Source organism: Citricoccus sp. (assembly GCF_032154715.1).
Lineage (GTDB): Bacteria > Actinomycetota > Actinomycetes > Actinomycetales > Micrococcaceae > Citricoccus.
Genome location: NZ_JALDXU010000069.1, coordinates 1 through 17258 on the forward strand (window position 1 = coordinate 1; position 17258 = coordinate 17258).

Consider the following 17258-nt stretch of genomic DNA (forward strand, 5'->3'; position numbering starts at 1 on the left):
GCCCCGGTGAGCCCGGGGCCGAGCGCGGTCACAGGACGCACATGGCGCGCTACCGCCCCGTCGGGTGGGCGTCGACCCGCAGGGGCGGGGCCACGACGCCGTCCGGGATCGGTTCGAGGTAGGGGGTCAGCGCGATGATATCGGTGTGTTCCTGCTTCGCGGCCGCAAGAACGCCGGGGTTGGTGACGATGGCCGCGGCCGTCGCCGCCATGGAGGTGGCCGCGTGGATCATGCCCTTGTGTGCGGCCGGCATCTTGCCCTGAGCGACGGTCTGCCAGGCGTGGAACGGGGTACCCAGTGCTGCGGTGGCGGAGGAGATCTGCACCGTCGGCACGACCCAGCTCACGTCTCCGACGTCCGTGGAACCGGTCATCTGCGGGCGGGGCTGTTCTGGCTGGTACGGGGCGAGGTCGTCGTGCAAGGCACGACCATCGCGCGGGTCCCAGCCGACGCGACGCTTCGAACCGGCGATCTCCCGTTCGTCGAGTCCCACAGCGAACTCGGTGGCGGCCAGCTGGTCGGTCGCGTCGAACCCCACCGGACCGAGCTGCTGCAGGACGTCCTCCAGGGTGCGCTCGAGTACCTCGTTCGGCAGGACCTCGGCGCACGCGCCGTCGAACTCGATCTCCAGGTCGGTCTCCGTCATCAGCGCGGCGCCGCGGGCAATGTTCTCGACCCGTTCCTGGAGATCCCGCATCTGGCGGGTGTCGTCGGCCCGGATCACGTAGTAGACGCTGGCGTGCGCCTGCACCACGTTGGGAGAGCGGCCGCCCGTGTCGGTGATGGCGTAGTGAACCCGTGCGGTGTCCGGCATGTGCTCGCGCAAGAAGTTCACTCCGACGTTCATCAGTTCGACGGCGTCGAGTGCGGAGCGTCCGAGGTGCGGCATCGCGCCGGCGTGGGCCGCCAGGCCCGTGAAGTGGAAGTAGACCTGCGAGTAGGACAACGTGAGGGACTGGCGGCTGCCGGTCATGGTCGTCGGATGCCAGGTCACGGCCGCGTCGACGTCGCCGAACGCCCCTGCCTTGACCATGAACGTCTTTCCTGCGGCGGCCTCCTCGGCGGGGCAACCGTAGTAGCGCACCCGGGCTTGGATGCCGGCGGCCTCGAAGTAGTCGGCGGTGACGGAGGCCGCCAGGAGTGCACCGGAGCCAAGCAGGTGGTGATGGCATCCGTGACCGTTGCCGGAGATGTTCGCCGGGTCCGGAGTGCGCTGGGGGTTTCCGGCCTCCTGGCTGATGTCGGCCAAGGCGTCGTATTCGCCCAAGAACGCGATGACGGGTCCGCCGGTTCCGCGTTCGGCGCTGAAGGCGGTCGGGATGCCGCCCACCTTCTCGGTGACCGAAAACCCGTGGGCGCGGGCGGCTGCCTGGTGCTTGTCCTGGGCGCGGAACTCCTCCCAGCGCATCTCCGGATCGTCCCAGATCGCGTCCGCCATGGCGGTGAACTCGGGAGCGGCGGCCGCCACCCGCTGGGAAAGCTCCTCCAGCGGGCCGGTATCCAGAGAGCCGAGGGGTGCGGTGCTGTCAATCGTCATTGCTGTCCTTTCGAGGGGTGGACTGCGCACTGGAAAGCGCGGCAGAGTTGCAGGGGGATGTCTAGAGGGCGTCGGCCTTGGGGTCCGGCGTGAAGGTCAGCACAGCTATGGCCACGGTGAGGGCCACCCCGAACAGCGGGGCTGCGCCGGCCAGTGCGGGGGCCATCGGCACCAGGATATAGATGACCAGGACGCCGACGACGAGGCCGGCGACGAGCACCTTCGGCTGCTTGAGGTTGCCGATGACGTTCTGCATCAAAAAGGCACCCAGCACAGCCGGGACCACGAACTGGGTGACGGCGGCAAGCCAATCAGCCGGGATGATGGTCAGCAGCCACTGTCCAAAGATCCCGACGACGAGAACGAGCGCGGCAACGTGAATGATCGCGGCCGCGCAGATGGCGAGGGTCGCGGCGATCTGCGCCTGCGGAGTACCCGGCTTGGCCTGGATGCGGGCCTGGGCGGTGACCGCGGCAGGCAGGAGTTTGGTGGAGATGTTGCCGATGAGAAAAGCCTGGTACATGGCCCCGGGGCCCAGGATCGGGAAGTACGAGATCGGTTCGACCACCCAGATCACGCCCATGACCAGCGCGATCGCAACCACGGCGGTGACCAGCGTCCCGGGGTTGACGGTGTACCCGGCCACCAACACCATCAGGATGGGGCCGATCAGCATGGCCGTCATGCCGACGAGCATCGTGATGGGGCCCCAGACGGACGTGGTGCGGTTGTAGCCGGCCATCGGCTGGGGGGCGGCCGTGGGAGCTTCGATGGGTGCGGCGGGATGGGACATCATGGTCGGTCCTCTCGACAGGTCAGGAGATGAAGTAGCCAACGGCAATCGCCACGATCATGGCGATACCGAGTGCGAATTCGAGCAGAGCGGGCTTGTCCAGCCGCTTGGCCAGCAGGGTGAGAACCAGCATGAGCAGGGCGGAGGCGCCGAACACGATCGCGCCACTGAAACTCGCGGCCACCTCCTTCAGGCCCAGGGTGAAGAACGCGCCGATCAGGGCCGCGGTGGGCAGAACGGCCCAGCGTGCCGATCGCGTACGGGCGGTTTTCGTGCTGATCCCGGCGCCCATGGTCCGCTTCAGGATGGGAGTCATCACGAGGGTGACCACCATCCAGCCCGAGCCCCCGATGGCCAGGGCGAGCAGCATGGTCACCAGCATGTTGCCGTCCACGCGCGGCTCGCCGAGTCCGGAGCCCATGGTGCCCAGCGCCAGGTCGGCGGCGATGGTTTCGTAGGCCGCCGACCCGATCAGGCCGATGCGGGTGATCGTGCTCGGGCTTCCGAACAACGGCAACAAGGCCAATGCCACGAGGCAGACGGCGAGAGAGGGGCCGATGGCTGAGACCCCGCCGGCGCGGAACGCGGTCCGCACCTGCACGGTGGGCATGCCCACCTCGGCCGCTGCGGCCTTCGCCGCCTTCAGGTAAACGACGCTCTGGACCACAACCACGACCAGCACCGCGATGGCACCGATCCACAGCAGTGGATGGTTGACGGTCTCGGCCAGGGTGGGCGCTGCTTCTTCCATGGAGCGCTCCTTTCAGCTGGAGGGGCCCGTTCCTTGGTGCGAACGGCTTGGGAAGTGAGTTTGGCAATGTCGAGTTTCCATCGGATAAACGGCGAGGAATCTGCGAGAATGAAGTCTCTGATGCCCATAAACTCGATCTCCGACGACGATGCTCGTCTGATTCACGCGCTTCAGGTCCAGCCGCGGGCGCCGTGGAGCGAACTCTCGCGCGCTCTATCCGTCACCCCGACGGCTCTGGCCCAGCGCTACGCACGTCTGCACGCAGCCGGGATGGTCAGGGCCACCGGTCACGCCACGTGGATCAACAGCAGCCGCAACACCGCCTTCGCCGAGATTGACCTCGAACCCGGCTCACTTGCCAGGGCCACAGCAATTCTCACGGAGCTTCCGATGGCGATGACGCTTGATGCCACCACGTCGGGGACCTGCCTCATCGCCACGATCAGCGCCCCCGACGAGTCCTCGCTGGCCACGGTGCTGCTGGAGACGTTGCCGTCCCTGCCGGGCGTCAGAGATGTGCGCGCACACCTGATCACCTCCACCTTGAAGTCCGGAGAACGCTGGAACGTGCGGGCATTGGACCCGGAACAGGCCGCCCAGATCAGGGGACCACGCCTGCCCCGCGCCCGAGCTGCGCGGAACCTGGACCCCCAGTTCTCCAGCTCGCTCATGGCCAAGCTGGGGCGTGACGCGCGCACGCCAGCTGCGGTGCTGGCGCGCGATCTGGGAGTCAGCGAGCAGAAGATCCACGACGCCGTCGCGGTGCTGCTGCACGGACAGCAGTTCAGATTGCGGACCGATGTGATCAACCTCTGGGCCGGATGGCCCGTGCATATCTGGTACTTCGCCGACGTCCCGCCCCGCCAGCTGAGCGCCGTGGCCACCGCGCTGACGACGCACCCGGAAGTCCGCTACGTTGGCACCGCGGCGGGACCGGCCAACCTCACCTTCGACGTGTGGCTGCGTAATTTGGATGTCCTGCACGCGCTGGAAGCGAAGATCGATTCACTCTCCCGAACCGGCGTCATGATCAGGCGGCAGATCGTCCTGCGTACCGCCAAGCGGCTGGGGCACCTGATCGACCACGAGGGCCGCTTCACCGATCGCTACGTCGCGACGCCCGGTTAGACGGTCCAGATCCCCGGCACGGGACAGATGGGCCTGATGGCATGACAACGGCCCCGGCTCCCTGGGGTTCAGGGGCCGGGGCCGTCATGTCAGTTCGTTCAGAGGGTCAGGAGCGTCCGGGTCCGCCGCCCTCGGTCTCGAGGGACTGGGACGGATCGGAGAGGACGTCTCCGCGGGGGCCGGAGGCCTTGGCGTTGCCGCTCGAGGCATTCGCATCGGACCCGGTGGCCGGGGCATCGGGAGCGCCGTTGACGGACTTGTCGCCGGAGGCGTGCTTGCCGACGGACTTCTCCGCGGCGGAGGAGGCCTTGTCAGCCAGGTCCTGGGCCGCGGCGGAACCCTTGTCAGCCATGGTGTGGGCAGCGCTGTTGGCCTTCTCGGACAGCCCGGGCGCCTTGTCCTTCAGCGCGTCCGTGGCCTTGTCCGCCAGGCCCGCCGCCTTGTCCGCCACCACGGGTGCCTGGTCCTTCACGGCAGTGGTCGCCTTCTGGGTGGCCTTCTGCACCTGGTCCTGGGTCTTCGGATCATTCCAGAAGCTCTGCGCGTTCTTGGCGAACTTGTCGAGATTCTTCCGTCCTTCGCGGCTGCCCAGGAGGTATCCGAGGGCCGCGCCGATGCCGAGGGTGATCAATCGCTTCATGTCGTCTCCTTTGTGGCGTCTGCCCGTGGCGGGGTGACCGCTCGGGTATGACCCGAGTCTTCACCGCGGGCGGAGTCAGGTCAATCGGTGCACAGCCCGGCACCGGGGGATTCACAGCTTTTCCTCAGGCAGGTGACCATGGCCGGTGAGAACGGGCGCGGTCCTGTGGCCTCCATGGCACACTGTCCCCAGCGAAGGAGGGGGCATGCTGGTTCTCAGTTCCGAACAGGTGGCACGGATGCGGCTGATCTCCCAGCATCTGGTCGATCCGCTGCCCACGTCCGCCGACGTGGCGCGGTGGCTCACCTGCACCCAGGGCCAGGACTACCCGGGCTCCACCGTGTCCCTGGCCCTGCGCAGCGTGGGCCGGTCCACCGCAGCAGTCCGCGAGGCCTACGATGCGGGACGGATCGTCCGGTCCTGGCCGATGCGGGGCACCCTGTTCGCCGTGGCGGCCGAGGATCTCGAGTGGATTCTGGACCTCACCGCGGCACAGATGTTGAAGGCGACCGAACGGCGCCGCCGGGAGTTCGGCCTGACCGCGGACGTGCTCGACCGGGCCGAGATGGTCGCGCTCCAGGCCCTGAGCGGTCCGGGACTGACCCGTTCCGGATTCCTGGCCCGGTTCACCGATGAGGGAATCCCCGTGGACGAGGGCCGCGGGTACCACCTGATCTTCTTCCTCGCCCTGCGCGGGGTGCTGTGTTTCGGCCCCACCGAGGGCCGGGAGCAACGCCTCGTGCTGGCCACCGAGTGGATCACGCCGGGCCGGCAGCGCGACCGGGAGGACGGCGTCCGTGAGTTGCTGCTGCGGTACCTGCGCTCCCATGGCCCGGCCACCGTGGAGGACTTCTGCTGGTGGTCCAAGATCGGCAAGACCCAGGCCCGGCCGGCGCTGGCGGACCTCCACCCGGAGTTGCTGTCCGCGGACGTGGACGGGCGGGAACACTGGATGTCCCCGGACCTGCCGGACCGTCACGCAGAGCGGACCCGGGCCACCGCCGCACCGCTCCTGTTGCCCGGGTTCGACGAGACCGTCCTCGGCTACCAGGACCGGTCCGCGGTGCTGACCAGGGACGAGGAGGCGCTCGTGGTCCCCGGGCGCAACGGCGTGTTCAAGGGCACGGTGCTGCACCGCGGTCATGCCGTGGGGACGTGGAAGCGACCCACCCGGCGTGGTCAGCCGGTCGAGGTCACCGCGTTCGGAGAGCTGCCAGGCCCGGTGGCCAGGGCCGTACCCCGTCTCAGCGCCGCGCTGCCTGCCTGAGCCGGCCCCTCGAGCTGTGCTGGCCCATCGACTGGGGAGGACATGCCGAGCTGCCGGCAGCGGTCACGGCATGTCCTCCCTACTCGATCACGGTGACGTCAGCCCCGCGGGGTGGCGACGGCGGCCACGGCCGCTGCCACCCGGAGGGAGACCTCTGGGTCGAAGACCGAGGGGATGATGAAGCTCGGGTTCAGCTCCTCGTCCGTGATGGTCCCGGCGATGGCCTCGGCGGCCACCACGAGCATCTCGTCGGTGATGTCCGAGGCCTCGGCGTCCAGCAGGCCGCGGAAGAAGCCCGGGAAGGCCAGCACGTTGTTGATCTGGTTCGGGAAGTCCGAGCGGCCGGTGGCCACGATCGCGGCGTGCTTGGACGCGGTGGCCGGGTGTACCTCCGGATCCGGGTTGGACATGGCGAACACGATGGAGTCCTCGTTCATGGCGGCCACATCGGTCTCGTCGAGCAGGTTCGGTGCGGAGACGCCGATGAACACGTCGCGACCGACCACAGCTTCCTTCAGCGAGCCGGAGAAGCGCTCCTCATTCGTGTTGTCCGCGAGCCACTGGCGGTTGGCGTCGGCATGCTGGGAGCCGCGCTCGATGATCCCGGCTCGGCCGGCGGCCACGATGTGGCGCGCTCCGGAGGCCTTCAGGAGCTTGATGATGGCGGTGCCGGCCGCGCCGACGCCGGCCACGGCGATCCTGACGTCCTCGATCTTCTTGCCGGTGATCTTCAGGGCGTTGGTGAGGGCCGCCTGGACCACGATCGCAGTGCCGTGCTGGTCGTCGTGGAAGACGGGGATGTCCAGTTCCTCACGCAGGCGGGCCTCGATCTCGAAGCAGCGGGGTGCGGAGATGTCCTCGAGGTTGATGCCGCCGTAGGCCGGGGCGATGGCCTTGACGATGCTGATGATCTCCTCGGTGTCCTTGGTGTCCAGGGCCACCGGCCAGGCGTCCACGCCGGCGAACTGCTTGAACAGGGCGGCCTTGCCCTCCATCACGGGCATGGCTGCCTCCGGACCGATGTCCCCCAGGCCGAGCACGGCGGTCCCGTCCGTCACCACCGCCACCGTGTTCTTCTTGATGGTGTACAGGCGCGCCAGGTCCTTGTCCTCGGCGATCGCCCGGCAGACGCGGGCCACCCCAGGGGTGTAGGCCCGGGAGAGATCGTCCCGGGTGCGCAGCGGCACGCGCAGGGTGGTCTCGATCTTCCCGCCCTCGTGCAGCTGGAAGGTCTGGTCCGTGACCTCATGGACGGTGATGCCCTCGATGGCGTCCACGGCCTCGCGGACGCGTTCGGCATGCGCCGCGTCCACCGTGTCACAGCCGACGGCCACGGTCATGTACCGGTGGTGCGATTCGATCACGTCCAGGCCGGTCACGGCGGCACCGGTACCGGCCACGGCCGTGGCGATGTCAGAGGTAGCGGTGAAGGAGACGGGGGTCTCGACGCGCAGGGAAATGGAATAGCCGGGGCTGGGTGCTGCCATGGGGATGCTCCTTGGAATCGGGATCCGAACGGTTGCTGGACGGGTCGCCGTCATCGCCGCCGCAGCGGCACGGCCGGCAAGATACCGAGTGTAGCGGCGGAGGGCTTCTACCCCGCAGTACGCGGCGTAATGTTCGCCGTGGTCAGCAGGTCCAGGACGTCATGGTGAGGTGCCTGACCCGGAATGGCGCCGACGGTGGAACTGGTGGATGCCCTCGAGCAGGACGCAGGCGACGGCGCCGATCGCCACGGCTGCGACGGTCAGGTCCCACGGCGGGATCTCGAACTGGTGGAACTCCCTGGAGGCCGGGATCAACAGCACGAGCAACAGCAGGGCGTACATCGCCACGATGAGGGCCAGCTTCCACCTCGTCAGCGGCCGCGAGATCAGGTTCAGCACCCACAGGCCCATGAGCGTCAGGGTGATCACCGAGGCCGTCTGGACCTGTTGCAGAGACACCGTACCCACGGCACCGGCCAGCCCCGTGACCTCGTCCGAGTAGCCGGCGAACCAGCGGGCGTAGCCGTTGACGGCCAGCAACCCGGCGAGGATGACGAGGCCGGAGGGGATCGCGAACCGCAGGGCACGTCCGAGGAACCCGGGGACGTAGCGGCGCTGGTTCGGCACCAGGGTCAGGAAGAAGGTCGGCAGGCCGATCATGAGGAAATCGACGGTGGAGGCCTGGCGCGGCAGCAGGGGATACTGCCAGGCCAGCAGGGAGAAGACCACCCCGAAGAGCACGGCATAGGCCGTCTTCGTCAGGTACATGTGCGCCAGCTGCTCCATATTGGCGATGACCTGCCGGCCCTCCGCCAGCACCGAGGGCAGGCGGGAGAACCTGCTGTCCAGCAGCACCATGCGGGAGACCGCCTTGGTGGCCGGTGCTCCGTTGCCCATCGCGATCCCCAGGTCAGCTCTCTTCAGCGCGAGGGCGTCGTTGATGCCGTCCCCGGTCATGGCCACCACATGGCCGTCCTGTTGCAGGGCGCTGACCATGCCCTTCTTCTGCTCGGGAGAGACCCGGCCGAACACGGAGTGCTCCTGCAGCACCACCCGGCGCTCCTCCGGATCGGAGGGCAGATTGCGGGCGTCATACCCGTCCCCTTCGACCTCCATGCCGACCTCACGGGCCACCGCAGCGACGGTCCGGGGATGGTCACCGGAGATGACCTTCAACGCGACGTCCTGCGCGCGGAAATACTCGAGGGTCTCACGGGCGTCGTCGCGCACCTTCTCGCGGAAGGTCAGCAGGGCCACGGCCTCCAGCACGGGCGGCAGGTGCCGGTCCGTGCCGAACCAGGTCCCGACGCCGGCCGGTTCCGTGGAGCGGCACAGCACCATGGTGCGCAGGCCGCGGCTGGTGGTCTCGTCGCACAGCGCCTCGATATGCGCGCGCCGCTCCGCGTCGATGCCGCCGCCGGACGCCGGGAGCAGGACCTCCGGGGCACCCAGGACCCAGGCCCCGTGCACCGCATCGCCGGACGGGAAGTGTCCGGAGGCGCCGGCGTCGTGCACGGAGGCGGGGCCGAAGGCCACAGCTGACCAACGCCGCTCCGAGGCGAAGGCCACCTGCTCCGTGGGTGCCACCGGAGGCCGCGAGGGGTAGGCCTCCGCGAGGGCCAGGGCGGTGGGGTTGGCGTTCGGGTCGGCGCCGAACCAGCCCAGTACCAGTGCCCCGGCGGAGCGCAGGTCAGCCAGGTCAGCTGCGCCGGCCGGACCGGGCTGGGTGGACTCGTCGGGCTGGCCGCCCTGCGTGGCGGAGATGAGGTCCGTGGAGCCGTCGAAGACGATCCGCCCCTCGGTGAGGGTCCCGGTCTTGTCCAGGCACACGGTGTCCACCCGGGCCAGGATCTCCACGGCCGGCTGCTCCTGGATGAGCACCTCCTGCCGGGCGAGCTTGAGGGCGGCCACGGCGAAGGAGATGGTCGTCATCAGGGCCAGGCCCTGCGGGATCATCGAGGTGATCGCGGCGACGGAGGCGACCACGGCTGGCTCGATCGCGTCCTGCTCCAGGGCGAGCGCCCAGCCGCCCACGGCCTGGACCTGGCCGTTGACGATCAACGCGGCGATGGGCACCAAGGCGATCGTCAGCCAGGTGGCCACGGTGTCCAGGGCGCCACGGAGCTCGGAGGGGATCTTGGAGTACCGGCGGGCCTCGATGGCCAGGCGCGAGGCATGGGAGTCCGGTCCGACGGCCGTGACCCGGATCAGCCCCGTCCCGGAGAGGACCGCGGAACCGGAGAGCACGGCATCACCGGTGCGCTTGCCGACCGCGTCGGCCTCGCCGGTGAGCAGGGACTCGTCGATGTCCAGGCCGTCGGAGGACAGCACCACCCCGTCGGCGGGGACCTGGTCGCCACGGCGCAGCATCACCGCGTCGTCCAGCACGATCTCCTCGAGCCGCACCGCGTGCTCGGTGCCGTCGCGGAGCACATGGGCGGCGTCCTGGTGGAGCAGGGCGATGGCATCGAGCTTGCGCTTGGCCGAGTACTCCTGGATCACGCCGATGACCACATTGGCCACGGCGGCCAGGCAGAACACGAGGTCGAACCAGCGGCCCAGCACGATGATGGCCACGGCGCAGGCGGCGATCGTGAGGTTGAACAGCGTCAGGATGTGGACGCGCAGGATGGTCCAGAGGGACCGGGAGGTGTCCCGCGGCTGACGGTTAACGAGCCCCTTCTCCTCGCGTTCGGCGACGGCGGCCGGGGCCAACCCGTGTACGGAGAGGACGGCGTCTTGAGGGCGGGGGAGCGGGGCATGGCCCCGGCGGTCCAGAAGCAGGTGGCGCTGATAGTCCGGATGCTCCGGATCTTCCGGGACGCCCGCACCGTGGCTTGCCGGCTCGGAGGTGGTCTCCGCCATGCTCATGATTCTCCCCCTGGGCAATGCAGGGCAACGGGCGGTGATATCCGCGTCAGGCCCTGCCAATGTGATCCGGTGCGATTCCCCCGAACCCGTTCAACTTACTGCCCCGCACCAGGCCGAACATCCCACCTGGGGACTATTCCGGGTCGGTTCCGGGTCCATCTCAGGGGTGGATCGGGGGTGATGCGGAGGTGGCTAGGGATGACGCGGGGCTGTTCGGAGGGCGTTCGGGTTCACGGTCCTGGTGTCCTGTGTTCACGCAGGAAGATGCTGGCGTTCAACACCGCTCCTTACCGTCTGAGGGTCATCACCTCTCTGCTGCCTTCGGGGCGGCACCCCTCAACAGAAGAATGGATCATGACCGCTCAGCGCTTGCCTCTTGCCGTCCTCGCCCTGTCCGTCGGCCTGACCTCCACCGGTGCACTCATGCCGGTCGCGGCCGCCTCCGCTGCTCCCCTCGCCCCGGTGGTGAACAATTCCACCGCAGCCGTGGCCGCACCAGACGCTGACCTGCTCGACGTGACGTTCGAGGACGGCACCCCCGCCGACGCCGCCCAGGACCGCCCCGTCGAGACGTTCGGCGCCCCGCAGATCTCCGTGGATGGCAGCCTGGCCCGATCGGTGGCCGGCTTCGACGGGGAGTCCGCCTACTCCTACGCGCTGACGGACTCCGACTACGGCCAGCTGGCCGACGGTTTCACCGTCGAGTGCAACTTCAAGCGGGCTGCCACGGCCACCACCGGGGAGGACACCCTCTGCGGCAACAAGGAGGCCGGTGGCTTCGCCATGGTGGTCAAGGGGGACCAGGCCGGCTTCATGATTCACGCCGAAGGGGGGTACACCTTCGCCTGGGCGGACATCGACGCCGAGACTTGGTATCACGCGACCGGCGTCTACGACGGCAACACCATCAAGCTCTACCTGGACGGTGAGCTGGCCGCCGAGGCCGAGGCCGGCGGCCCCATGACCGTTCCCCCGAACGAGAACGCCCACGCCGTGGTGTTGGGTGCGGACAGCGGCAACGGCGCGCCCGGCCAGTTCTCGGCCGCCACCGTTGACGCGGCCCGCCTCTACAGCGCCCCGGCGTCGGCCGAGCAGGTCGCCGCCCTGAACTCCGAGTTCGCGGTGGAGGCCGAGGTGCCGACGGCAGACGTCTTCGACGTCGATTTCGCCGACGGCACCGCCACCGAGACGGCGAACGGCCTGGAGGCCACCACCCACGGCGAGCCCGTGATCGAGCAGGACGCCGCGCTCGGACGCAACACGGCCACCTTTGACGGTGACGACGCGCTGCTGTACCCCCTCGGAGACCAGTACGCCACGCTGGGCGACTCGATGACCGTGGAGTGCACGTTCCGCTACAACGGTGCGCTGCCGACCTCCGGAGAGACGAACATGTGCGCCAACAAGGAGGGCGGCGGCTTCTCCATGACCATGTACGCCAACAAGCTGACGTTCGCCGTCAATACCGGCAGCTACCACAACGCCGGCATCGAGATCGAGCCGAACGAGTGGTACCACGCCGTCGGCGTCTTCGACGGCGGCTCGCAGACCGTCAAGCTCTACGTCAACGGTGAACTGGTGGCCGAGACCCCGACCGCCAACGCCGAGATCAAATGGCCGGCGGACCAGAGGTCCCACAACATGGTCATCGGGGCCGACTCCTCCAACGGCGGCTCCCAGTTCCACTCCACCTCCACGATCGCCGCGACCCGCATCTTCGGCGAGGCCCTGGACGCCCACCAGGTGGCGGCGCTGAACATCGACGCCTTCGATGGCCTGCGCGGGCAGGAGCCTGCGCTGGAGTCCACCACCCCGGCCGCGGGCTCCGAGATGACCCGCGCCACCGAGTTCGCGGCGAAGTGGGCCAACCCCGGCCTCGTCGCGGCGGGCACGTCCTACACGCTCGACGGCGAGCCGATCGAGCCGGGCCAGATCATCGGCTCCGGCATGGCGGCCGGTGAGCACACCATCGCGATCGAGGGCAAGACCGTCTTCGGCCTGCCGATCTCCGAGACGGTCACCTTCACCTCGGGCTCCATCCCGGTGGGTGGCGGCACGGAGACCGGGCAGGGCGAGGGCAAGGTCTCCCTGTCCGCCCGGGCCGTGAATCCCGACGGCGGCGACGTCACCACCACCTTCTACGGCGGCCGCGCGGACGTCGCCCACGGCGGCTTCCAGGGTCTCGTGGACGGGACCCCGACCACGCTCGAGTTCGACTACACGGAGGACGCGGACCTCGAGGGGGCCGGGGACAGCCTCAGCGCCACCGGCGGGCAGATGCCGTTCCAGCGCTTCGACGTCGAGGTCGGCGACGCCGCGGAGGACCAGTCGGTGCGCTGGGCGGGAACCGTGGACCCGAGCCGCCAGGTCAACCTGCTGGTGTGGAACACCGAGAGCGGGTCCTGGGACAAGCTGGCCTCCGGGCGCGGGCTCAACGAGAGCGAACTCGTGCTCTCCGGCGCGCTGGGCGCGGAGCACCTGGACGAGGCCGGCCAGGCCGCCGTGCTGGTGCTGGGCGAGGACCCCTTCGCCGACGATCTGGCGAACGAGGTCGCCGACTCCTTCGAGGATCCGGCCGACTACGACTTCTCCCTGGCGCACTTCACCGACACCCAGTACCTCGCCGAGGGGGCTGCGGAGGACGCCTACTCCGAGGATCAGCAGGCGGTCTGGGCAGATGCCTACACCTCCGTCGCCGAGTGGATCGTGGCCAACGCCGAGGAGAAGAAGATCGACTACGTCGCCCACACCGGCGACATCATGGAGAACTGGCACTCCGGCAGCCCGCGCGCCGACGAGGAGGAGTACCGCGAGATCGCCGTCGAGGAGTTCGAGTTCGTCTCCCAGGCGCAGAAGATCCTGGACGACGCCGAGATCGTCAACGGGGTGATCCCGGGAAACCACGACAACCGGTCGGGGACGGACAACGGCCCGGACAACCTGTACAACCAGTACTTCGGCCCGGAGCGCTATGAGGCACTGGAACAGACCCAGGGGTGGAAGGACGCCGAGGCCTCCTACACGCCGTGGAAGGAGGGGGACAACGACAACCACTATGACCTGTTCTCCGCCGGCGGCCTGGACTTCGTCGCGGTCTACCTCGGCTACGACGTCACCGATGAGGAGATCGCCTGGGCCAGCGGGGTCCTGGACCAGTACTCGGACCGCAACGCCATGATCATGACCCACGCCCAGCGCAAGCCGAGCACGAATCCGGATGGCCGCGGCGCGACGTTCTCCCACGATGGCGCGAAGATCGACGCAGGCCTGCTCCAGAAGCACAGCAACATCTTCCTGGCGCTCTCCGGGCACGAGCACGGCGTGGACATCGAGGTCCGCAAGGACGTGGGTCAGGAGGGCAACAACGTGGTCGAGCTGCTGGCCGACTACCAGTTCTACACGGTCTCGGCCGAGGAACTGGGCCTGACCGGCGTCGACGGCCGCTCCGCCACGGACATGCTCCAGTTCGGCTCCAGCTTCTTCCGGTTGCTGCAGATCGACGTGGACAACGCGGAGATGGCCGTGGACACCTACTCCCCGCTGCTGGACGACTTCGGGGCGACCGAGTACGACGACCGCAACCGCTACAACGGCACTGAAGATGACACCCGGTTGCCGATCCAGCTGGAGACACGCAAGACCTCCTTCGCGACCAACCAGGTCATGGTCACGACGCCGACCGATGAGGAGATCGGCGAGGCCACGGCCAAGTCCGGTTGGCCGGCGACGGTCGAGTGGGCCGGCCTCACCGAGGGGGAGACCTACGCCTGGTACGCCACCAGCCGTGATGCCGAGACCGGTGAAGACTTGGCCGCGGGTGAGACCGAGCAGATGGGCGTCTTCACCGCCGCGGCCGCGGGCACCGACACCGTGGCCCCGGAACTGACCGTTCCCGAGGCAGCGACCCTCACCGTGGGTGACGAGTTCGATCCTCTGGCCGGGGTGTCGGCCACGGACAACACCGATGGCGATGTGACGGCGTCGGTGCAGGTCATCGGCTCGGTGGACACCTCCATGGCCGGGGCGTACACCCTGACCTACGTGGTTGAGGACGCCAACGGCAACCAGGCGATCGCCTCCCGGGCCGTCGTGGTGGAAGAGGCCGAGCAGCCGGAGCAGCCGGAGCCGGTGGAGGACTTCACGGACAACCCGGAGGGTTCGCAGTACTACGCCCCGGTCCGGTGGATGCAGGAGCAGGGCATCACGACCGGATACACGGACGGGGCCTACCGCAAGGGCAAGGACATCTCCCGTGGCGAGTCGGTGGCGTTCATCCACCGGTACATCGATCCGGAGGCCACCGACGGTGGCGAGGACTTCACCGACATCACGGAGTCGAACGGGTTCTTCGAGGAGATCGTGTGGGCTGCCAACGCCGGTGTGACGACGGGCTATGCCGATGGGAGGTTCCTGCCGTACGACAGCGTGACCCGCGGTGAGTTCGCCTCGTTCCTGTTCCGTGCGGTGCAGCCGGAAGCGGGCGAGTGGGATGAGTCCTTCTCGGACGTGGCGGAATCGCACCCGCACCACGAGGCGATCTCGTGGCTGGCCTCGACCGGCGTCTCGACCGGATACGAGGGCGGCATGTTCAAGCCGAACGACACGATCACCCGTGGCGAGGTCGCCGCGCTGATGCAGCGCTACGCGACCGAGGTCGCCGACCAGGGCTGACGCGCTCTAACGCGCGCTGACGCGCTTTGCGGGCAAGAATCAGTACTGTTCCTCCCCTGCGGAGGAGCCGGGGCCACGGTTCGTTCCGGCCTGCGTCCGAACCTGCGTACCGTGGGCCCATGGCACACACCAACGATCCGGCGACCATCCGCAGGCTGACGACGCACCGGGGGGCCCGCTGGGCCGTCGTCGGGCTCACGCCCAACCCGCTCCGCGCCGCCGTCGGGGTGGCGAAGTTCCTGCGGGACGAGCAGGGTATGGAGATCGTCCCGGTCAACCTCGGTGCACAGGAGGTGCACGGTGAAACCGGCTACCGTGCGCTGGCGGACATCCCCGGCACGGTCGATGTGGTCGACTGCTTCGTGAACTCACAGAAGGTCGGGGCGATCGTGGACCAGGCCATCGAGATCGGGGCGAAGGCGGTCTGGCTCCAACTCGGGGTGATCGACGAGGCGGCGGCCCAGCGCGCGGCGGACGCCGGGCTGGACGTGGTCATGGACACCTGCCCGGTGATCGAGGTCCGGAAGGACCCGTCCCTGAGGAGGTGAGTGCCCACGCCGTCCGCCGGACTGGATACGCTGGACCCATGATCTTCATCGTCGTCAAGTACCAGGTCAAGCCCGAATACACCGATACCTTCCTGGACTCGGTCGCCGAGTTCACGGCGGCCACCCGCGCCGAGGAGGGAAACCTCTGGTTCGAGTGGTCCCGCAGTGTGGAGGACCCGAACGAGTTCGTCCTGGTCGAGGCCTTCAAGGATGGCGCTGGAGAAGCCCATGTGACCTCCGAGCACTTCGCCGCCGGACTGGAATCGATGCGCCCGCTGCTGGCCGCCACGCCTCAGATCGTCAGCCGACAGATCGAGGGCGAAGGCTGGGACGAGATGGGCGAGCTGCAGGTCGGCTGAGGACCCGGCGCTCCGCGCCCCCTGGACCGGACGGGACGCCTGCTCCTGCTCCAGGAGCTGCGGCTGGGGACCGGAGACGGATCACAGCGCTTCTGCCACACTGGGCCCCATGCCCATTCAGCACATTGCCGAAGCCGCCGACTGGGAGCGGGCACTGGACACCGGCCTCTATGACCGGTCCACCCGCGGTGCCTCCATCGAGAAGGTCGGTTTCCTTCACGCCAGCGCAGGTCCGCGTCAGGTCGGCCTGGTCCTGGACGCGGTCTACGCCGACGTCACCGAACCGCTGGTCCTCCTGACCCTGCACGAGGAGACGCTGCACGGGGCCGGTCTGCGGGTGGTTCTCGAGCCCGGCGTTCCCGCGGACCCGCGCGGCGAGTGGTTCCCGCACGTCTATGGCGGGCCGATTCCGGTGGGTGCGGTGGCCGGCGTCGAGAAGATCGACCGGCCCCAGCCGAGCGCTGAGCCGGACCGCGTGGTCACGGGCGGCACCACAGGCGTGCCCACGCATGTGCCCGCCAGCGTACCCGCGAGGGCGGACTCCGGGGAGGATGCCGCCGCCAACTCCCTCATCGAGGCGCACCTGTCCCGGGCCATCGATCTGGCCGCGTCCAATGCCGCCACGAACGGAGGTCCCTTCGGCGCGCTCGTGGTGTCCGCGGACGGCCAGGTCTTCCAGGGGACCAACCGGGTCACCGTCACCAACGACCCGACGGCCCATGCCGAGGTGGAGGCCATCCGGTCGGCCGGGCTCGGACTGGGGACCTACGACCTGAGCGGGGCCGTGCTCTACGCGAGCTGCGAGCCGTGCCCCATGTGTCTGGGCGCCGCACTGTGGTCCCGCATCACCCGGGTGGTGTTCGCGGCGGACCGTCATGACGCTGCAGCTGCCGGCTTCGACGACGCCGCGTTCCACGAGTACTTCGAGGCCCCGGGCCGCCGGGGCGCCATGCCCGTGGTCCACCACCCCACGGACCGTGCCGCCGCGCCCTTCGAGACGTGGCGGGCCAACGAGTCCCGCACCGCCTACTGATCCACCCGAGACACCGCGAAGCACCCCGGGCATCCCGAACGCCGCCCTGAGGCTGCCGGCTCCACTGCCCTCCGCTGCCCCCCCCCAAATGGCCGGCCAGCCGGCACCACAGAGACGCCCGACGCCGGCACCCAGGGTGGCCTGCGCTTCGAGATCCAGGGCATCGTCGGGGG

Annotated in this window: 12 protein-coding genes and 1 pseudogene; 7 read left to right on the forward strand and 6 right to left on the reverse strand. The window is 68.8% G+C overall.

What is annotated here, in order from left to right; genetic code table 11:
• Nucleotides 1–49: 49 nt before the first annotated feature.
• The 3 genes from RUH65_RS11415 to RUH65_RS11425 form a co-directional block, all read right to left on the reverse strand.
• Complete coding sequence (locus RUH65_RS11415) at nucleotides 50–1537, reverse strand: amidohydrolase (protein ID WP_313817551.1); 1488 nt, start codon at nucleotides 1535–1537, stop codon at nucleotides 50–52.
• 61 nt (nucleotides 1538–1598) lie between these two features.
• A complete protein-coding gene (locus RUH65_RS11420) occupies nucleotides 1599–2333 on the reverse strand; it encodes a hypothetical protein (RefSeq protein WP_313817552.1) in 735 nt (244 codons plus the stop codon).
• A 19-nt stretch (nucleotides 2334–2352) separates the two neighbouring features.
• Nucleotides 2353–3081 (reverse strand): DUF5058 family protein, encoded by a 729-nt coding sequence (locus RUH65_RS11425; protein ID WP_313817553.1) that lies wholly within the window; start codon nucleotides 3079–3081, stop codon nucleotides 2353–2355.
• A gap of 54 nt (nucleotides 3082–3135) precedes the next feature.
• Between RUH65_RS11425 and RUH65_RS11430 the strand changes: the two genes are divergently transcribed.
• Nucleotides 3136–4209 carry an AsnC family transcriptional regulator gene (locus RUH65_RS11430; RefSeq protein ID WP_313817554.1) on the forward strand — a complete coding sequence of 358 codons (1074 nt, stop codon included), beginning with the start codon at nucleotides 3136–3138 and terminating at the stop codon, nucleotides 4207–4209.
• A 106-nt stretch (nucleotides 4210–4315) separates the two neighbouring features.
• Here the strand turns inward: RUH65_RS11430 and RUH65_RS11435 are convergent, their stop codons facing one another.
• The gene (locus tag RUH65_RS11435) at nucleotides 4316–4849 is read right to left on the reverse strand and encodes a hypothetical protein (RefSeq protein WP_313817555.1); all 534 of its coding nucleotides are present in this window, start codon (nucleotides 4847–4849) and stop codon (nucleotides 4316–4318) included.
• Nucleotides 4850–5054: 205 nt separating this feature from the next.
• Here RUH65_RS11435 and RUH65_RS11440 point away from each other — a divergent pair, with 205 nt between their 5' ends.
• Nucleotides 5055–6116, forward strand: coding sequence for a winged helix DNA-binding domain-containing protein (locus RUH65_RS11440; RefSeq protein WP_313817557.1), 1062 nt, complete (start codon nucleotides 5055–5057; stop codon nucleotides 6114–6116).
• A gap of 98 nt (nucleotides 6117–6214) precedes the next feature.
• Here the strand turns inward: RUH65_RS11440 and RUH65_RS11445 are convergent, their stop codons facing one another.
• Complete coding sequence (locus tag RUH65_RS11445) at nucleotides 6215–7603, reverse strand: NADP-dependent malic enzyme (protein ID WP_313817558.1); 1389 nt, start codon at nucleotides 7601–7603, stop codon at nucleotides 6215–6217.
• A gap of 159 nt (nucleotides 7604–7762) precedes the next feature.
• A complete protein-coding gene (locus RUH65_RS11450; protein WP_396180110.1) occupies nucleotides 7763–10474 on the reverse strand; it encodes an HAD-IC family P-type ATPase in 2712 nt (903 codons plus the stop codon).
• 354 nt (nucleotides 10475–10828) lie between these two features.
• On the opposite strand from RUH65_RS11450, the gene RUH65_RS11455 reads away from it, so the two are divergent.
• The 5 genes and pseudogenes from RUH65_RS11455 to RUH65_RS11475 all read left to right on the forward strand — a co-directional run bounded on the left by RUH65_RS11455 (nucleotide 10829) and on the right by RUH65_RS11475 (nucleotide 17085).
• Nucleotides 10829–15145 carry a LamG-like jellyroll fold domain-containing protein gene (locus RUH65_RS11455; protein WP_313817560.1) on the forward strand — a complete coding sequence of 1439 codons (4317 nt, stop codon included), beginning with the start codon at nucleotides 10829–10831 and terminating at the stop codon, nucleotides 15143–15145.
• A 119-nt stretch (nucleotides 15146–15264) separates the two neighbouring features.
• Nucleotides 15265–15693, forward strand: coding sequence for a CoA-binding protein (locus RUH65_RS11460; protein ID WP_313817561.1), 429 nt, complete (start codon nucleotides 15265–15267; stop codon nucleotides 15691–15693).
• Nucleotides 15694–15731: 38 nt separating this feature from the next.
• Nucleotides 15732–16052, forward strand: a complete 321-nt coding sequence (locus tag RUH65_RS11465; protein WP_188804362.1) for a putative quinol monooxygenase — start codon at nucleotides 15732–15734, stop codon at nucleotides 16050–16052.
• A 109-nt stretch (nucleotides 16053–16161) separates the two neighbouring features.
• Nucleotides 16162–16470 (forward strand): annotated as a pseudogene (locus tag RUH65_RS11470) (DUF952 domain-containing protein); the annotation flags it as partial.
• Nucleotides 16471–16623: 153 nt separating this feature from the next.
• Nucleotides 16624–17085, forward strand: coding sequence for a nucleoside deaminase (locus RUH65_RS11475; RefSeq protein WP_313817562.1), 462 nt, complete (start codon nucleotides 16624–16626; stop codon nucleotides 17083–17085).
• The last annotated feature ends 173 nt before the right edge of the window (nucleotides 17086–17258 follow it).

Coding starts and splice junctions, on each gene's coding strand:
- RUH65_RS11415 (WP_313817551.1), bottom strand. CDS start 1,537: ATGACGATTGACAGCACCGCACCCCTCGGCTCTCTGGATACCGGCCCG.
- RUH65_RS11420 (WP_313817552.1), bottom strand. CDS start 2,333: ATGATGTCCCATCCCGCCGCACCCATCGAAGCTCCCACGGCCGCCCCC.
- RUH65_RS11425 (WP_313817553.1), bottom strand. CDS start 3,081: ATGGAAGAAGCAGCGCCCACCCTGGCCGAGACCGTCAACCATCCACTG.
- RUH65_RS11435 (WP_313817555.1), bottom strand. CDS start 4,849: ATGAAGCGATTGATCACCCTCGGCATCGGCGCGGCCCTCGGATACCTC.
- RUH65_RS11440 (WP_313817557.1), top strand. CDS start 5,055: ATGCTGGTTCTCAGTTCCGAACAGGTGGCACGGATGCGGCTGATCTCC.
- RUH65_RS11445 (WP_313817558.1), bottom strand. CDS start 7,603: ATGGCAGCACCCAGCCCCGGCTATTCCATTTCCCTGCGCGTCGAGACC.
- RUH65_RS11450 (WP_396180110.1), bottom strand. CDS start 10,474: ATGAGCATGGCGGAGACCACCTCCGAGCCGGCAAGCCACGGTGCGGGC.
- RUH65_RS11455 (WP_313817560.1), top strand. CDS start 10,829: ATGACCGCTCAGCGCTTGCCTCTTGCCGTCCTCGCCCTGTCCGTCGGC.
- RUH65_RS11460 (WP_313817561.1), top strand. CDS start 15,265: ATGGCACACACCAACGATCCGGCGACCATCCGCAGGCTGACGACGCAC.
- RUH65_RS11465 (WP_188804362.1), top strand. CDS start 15,732: ATGATCTTCATCGTCGTCAAGTACCAGGTCAAGCCCGAATACACCGAT.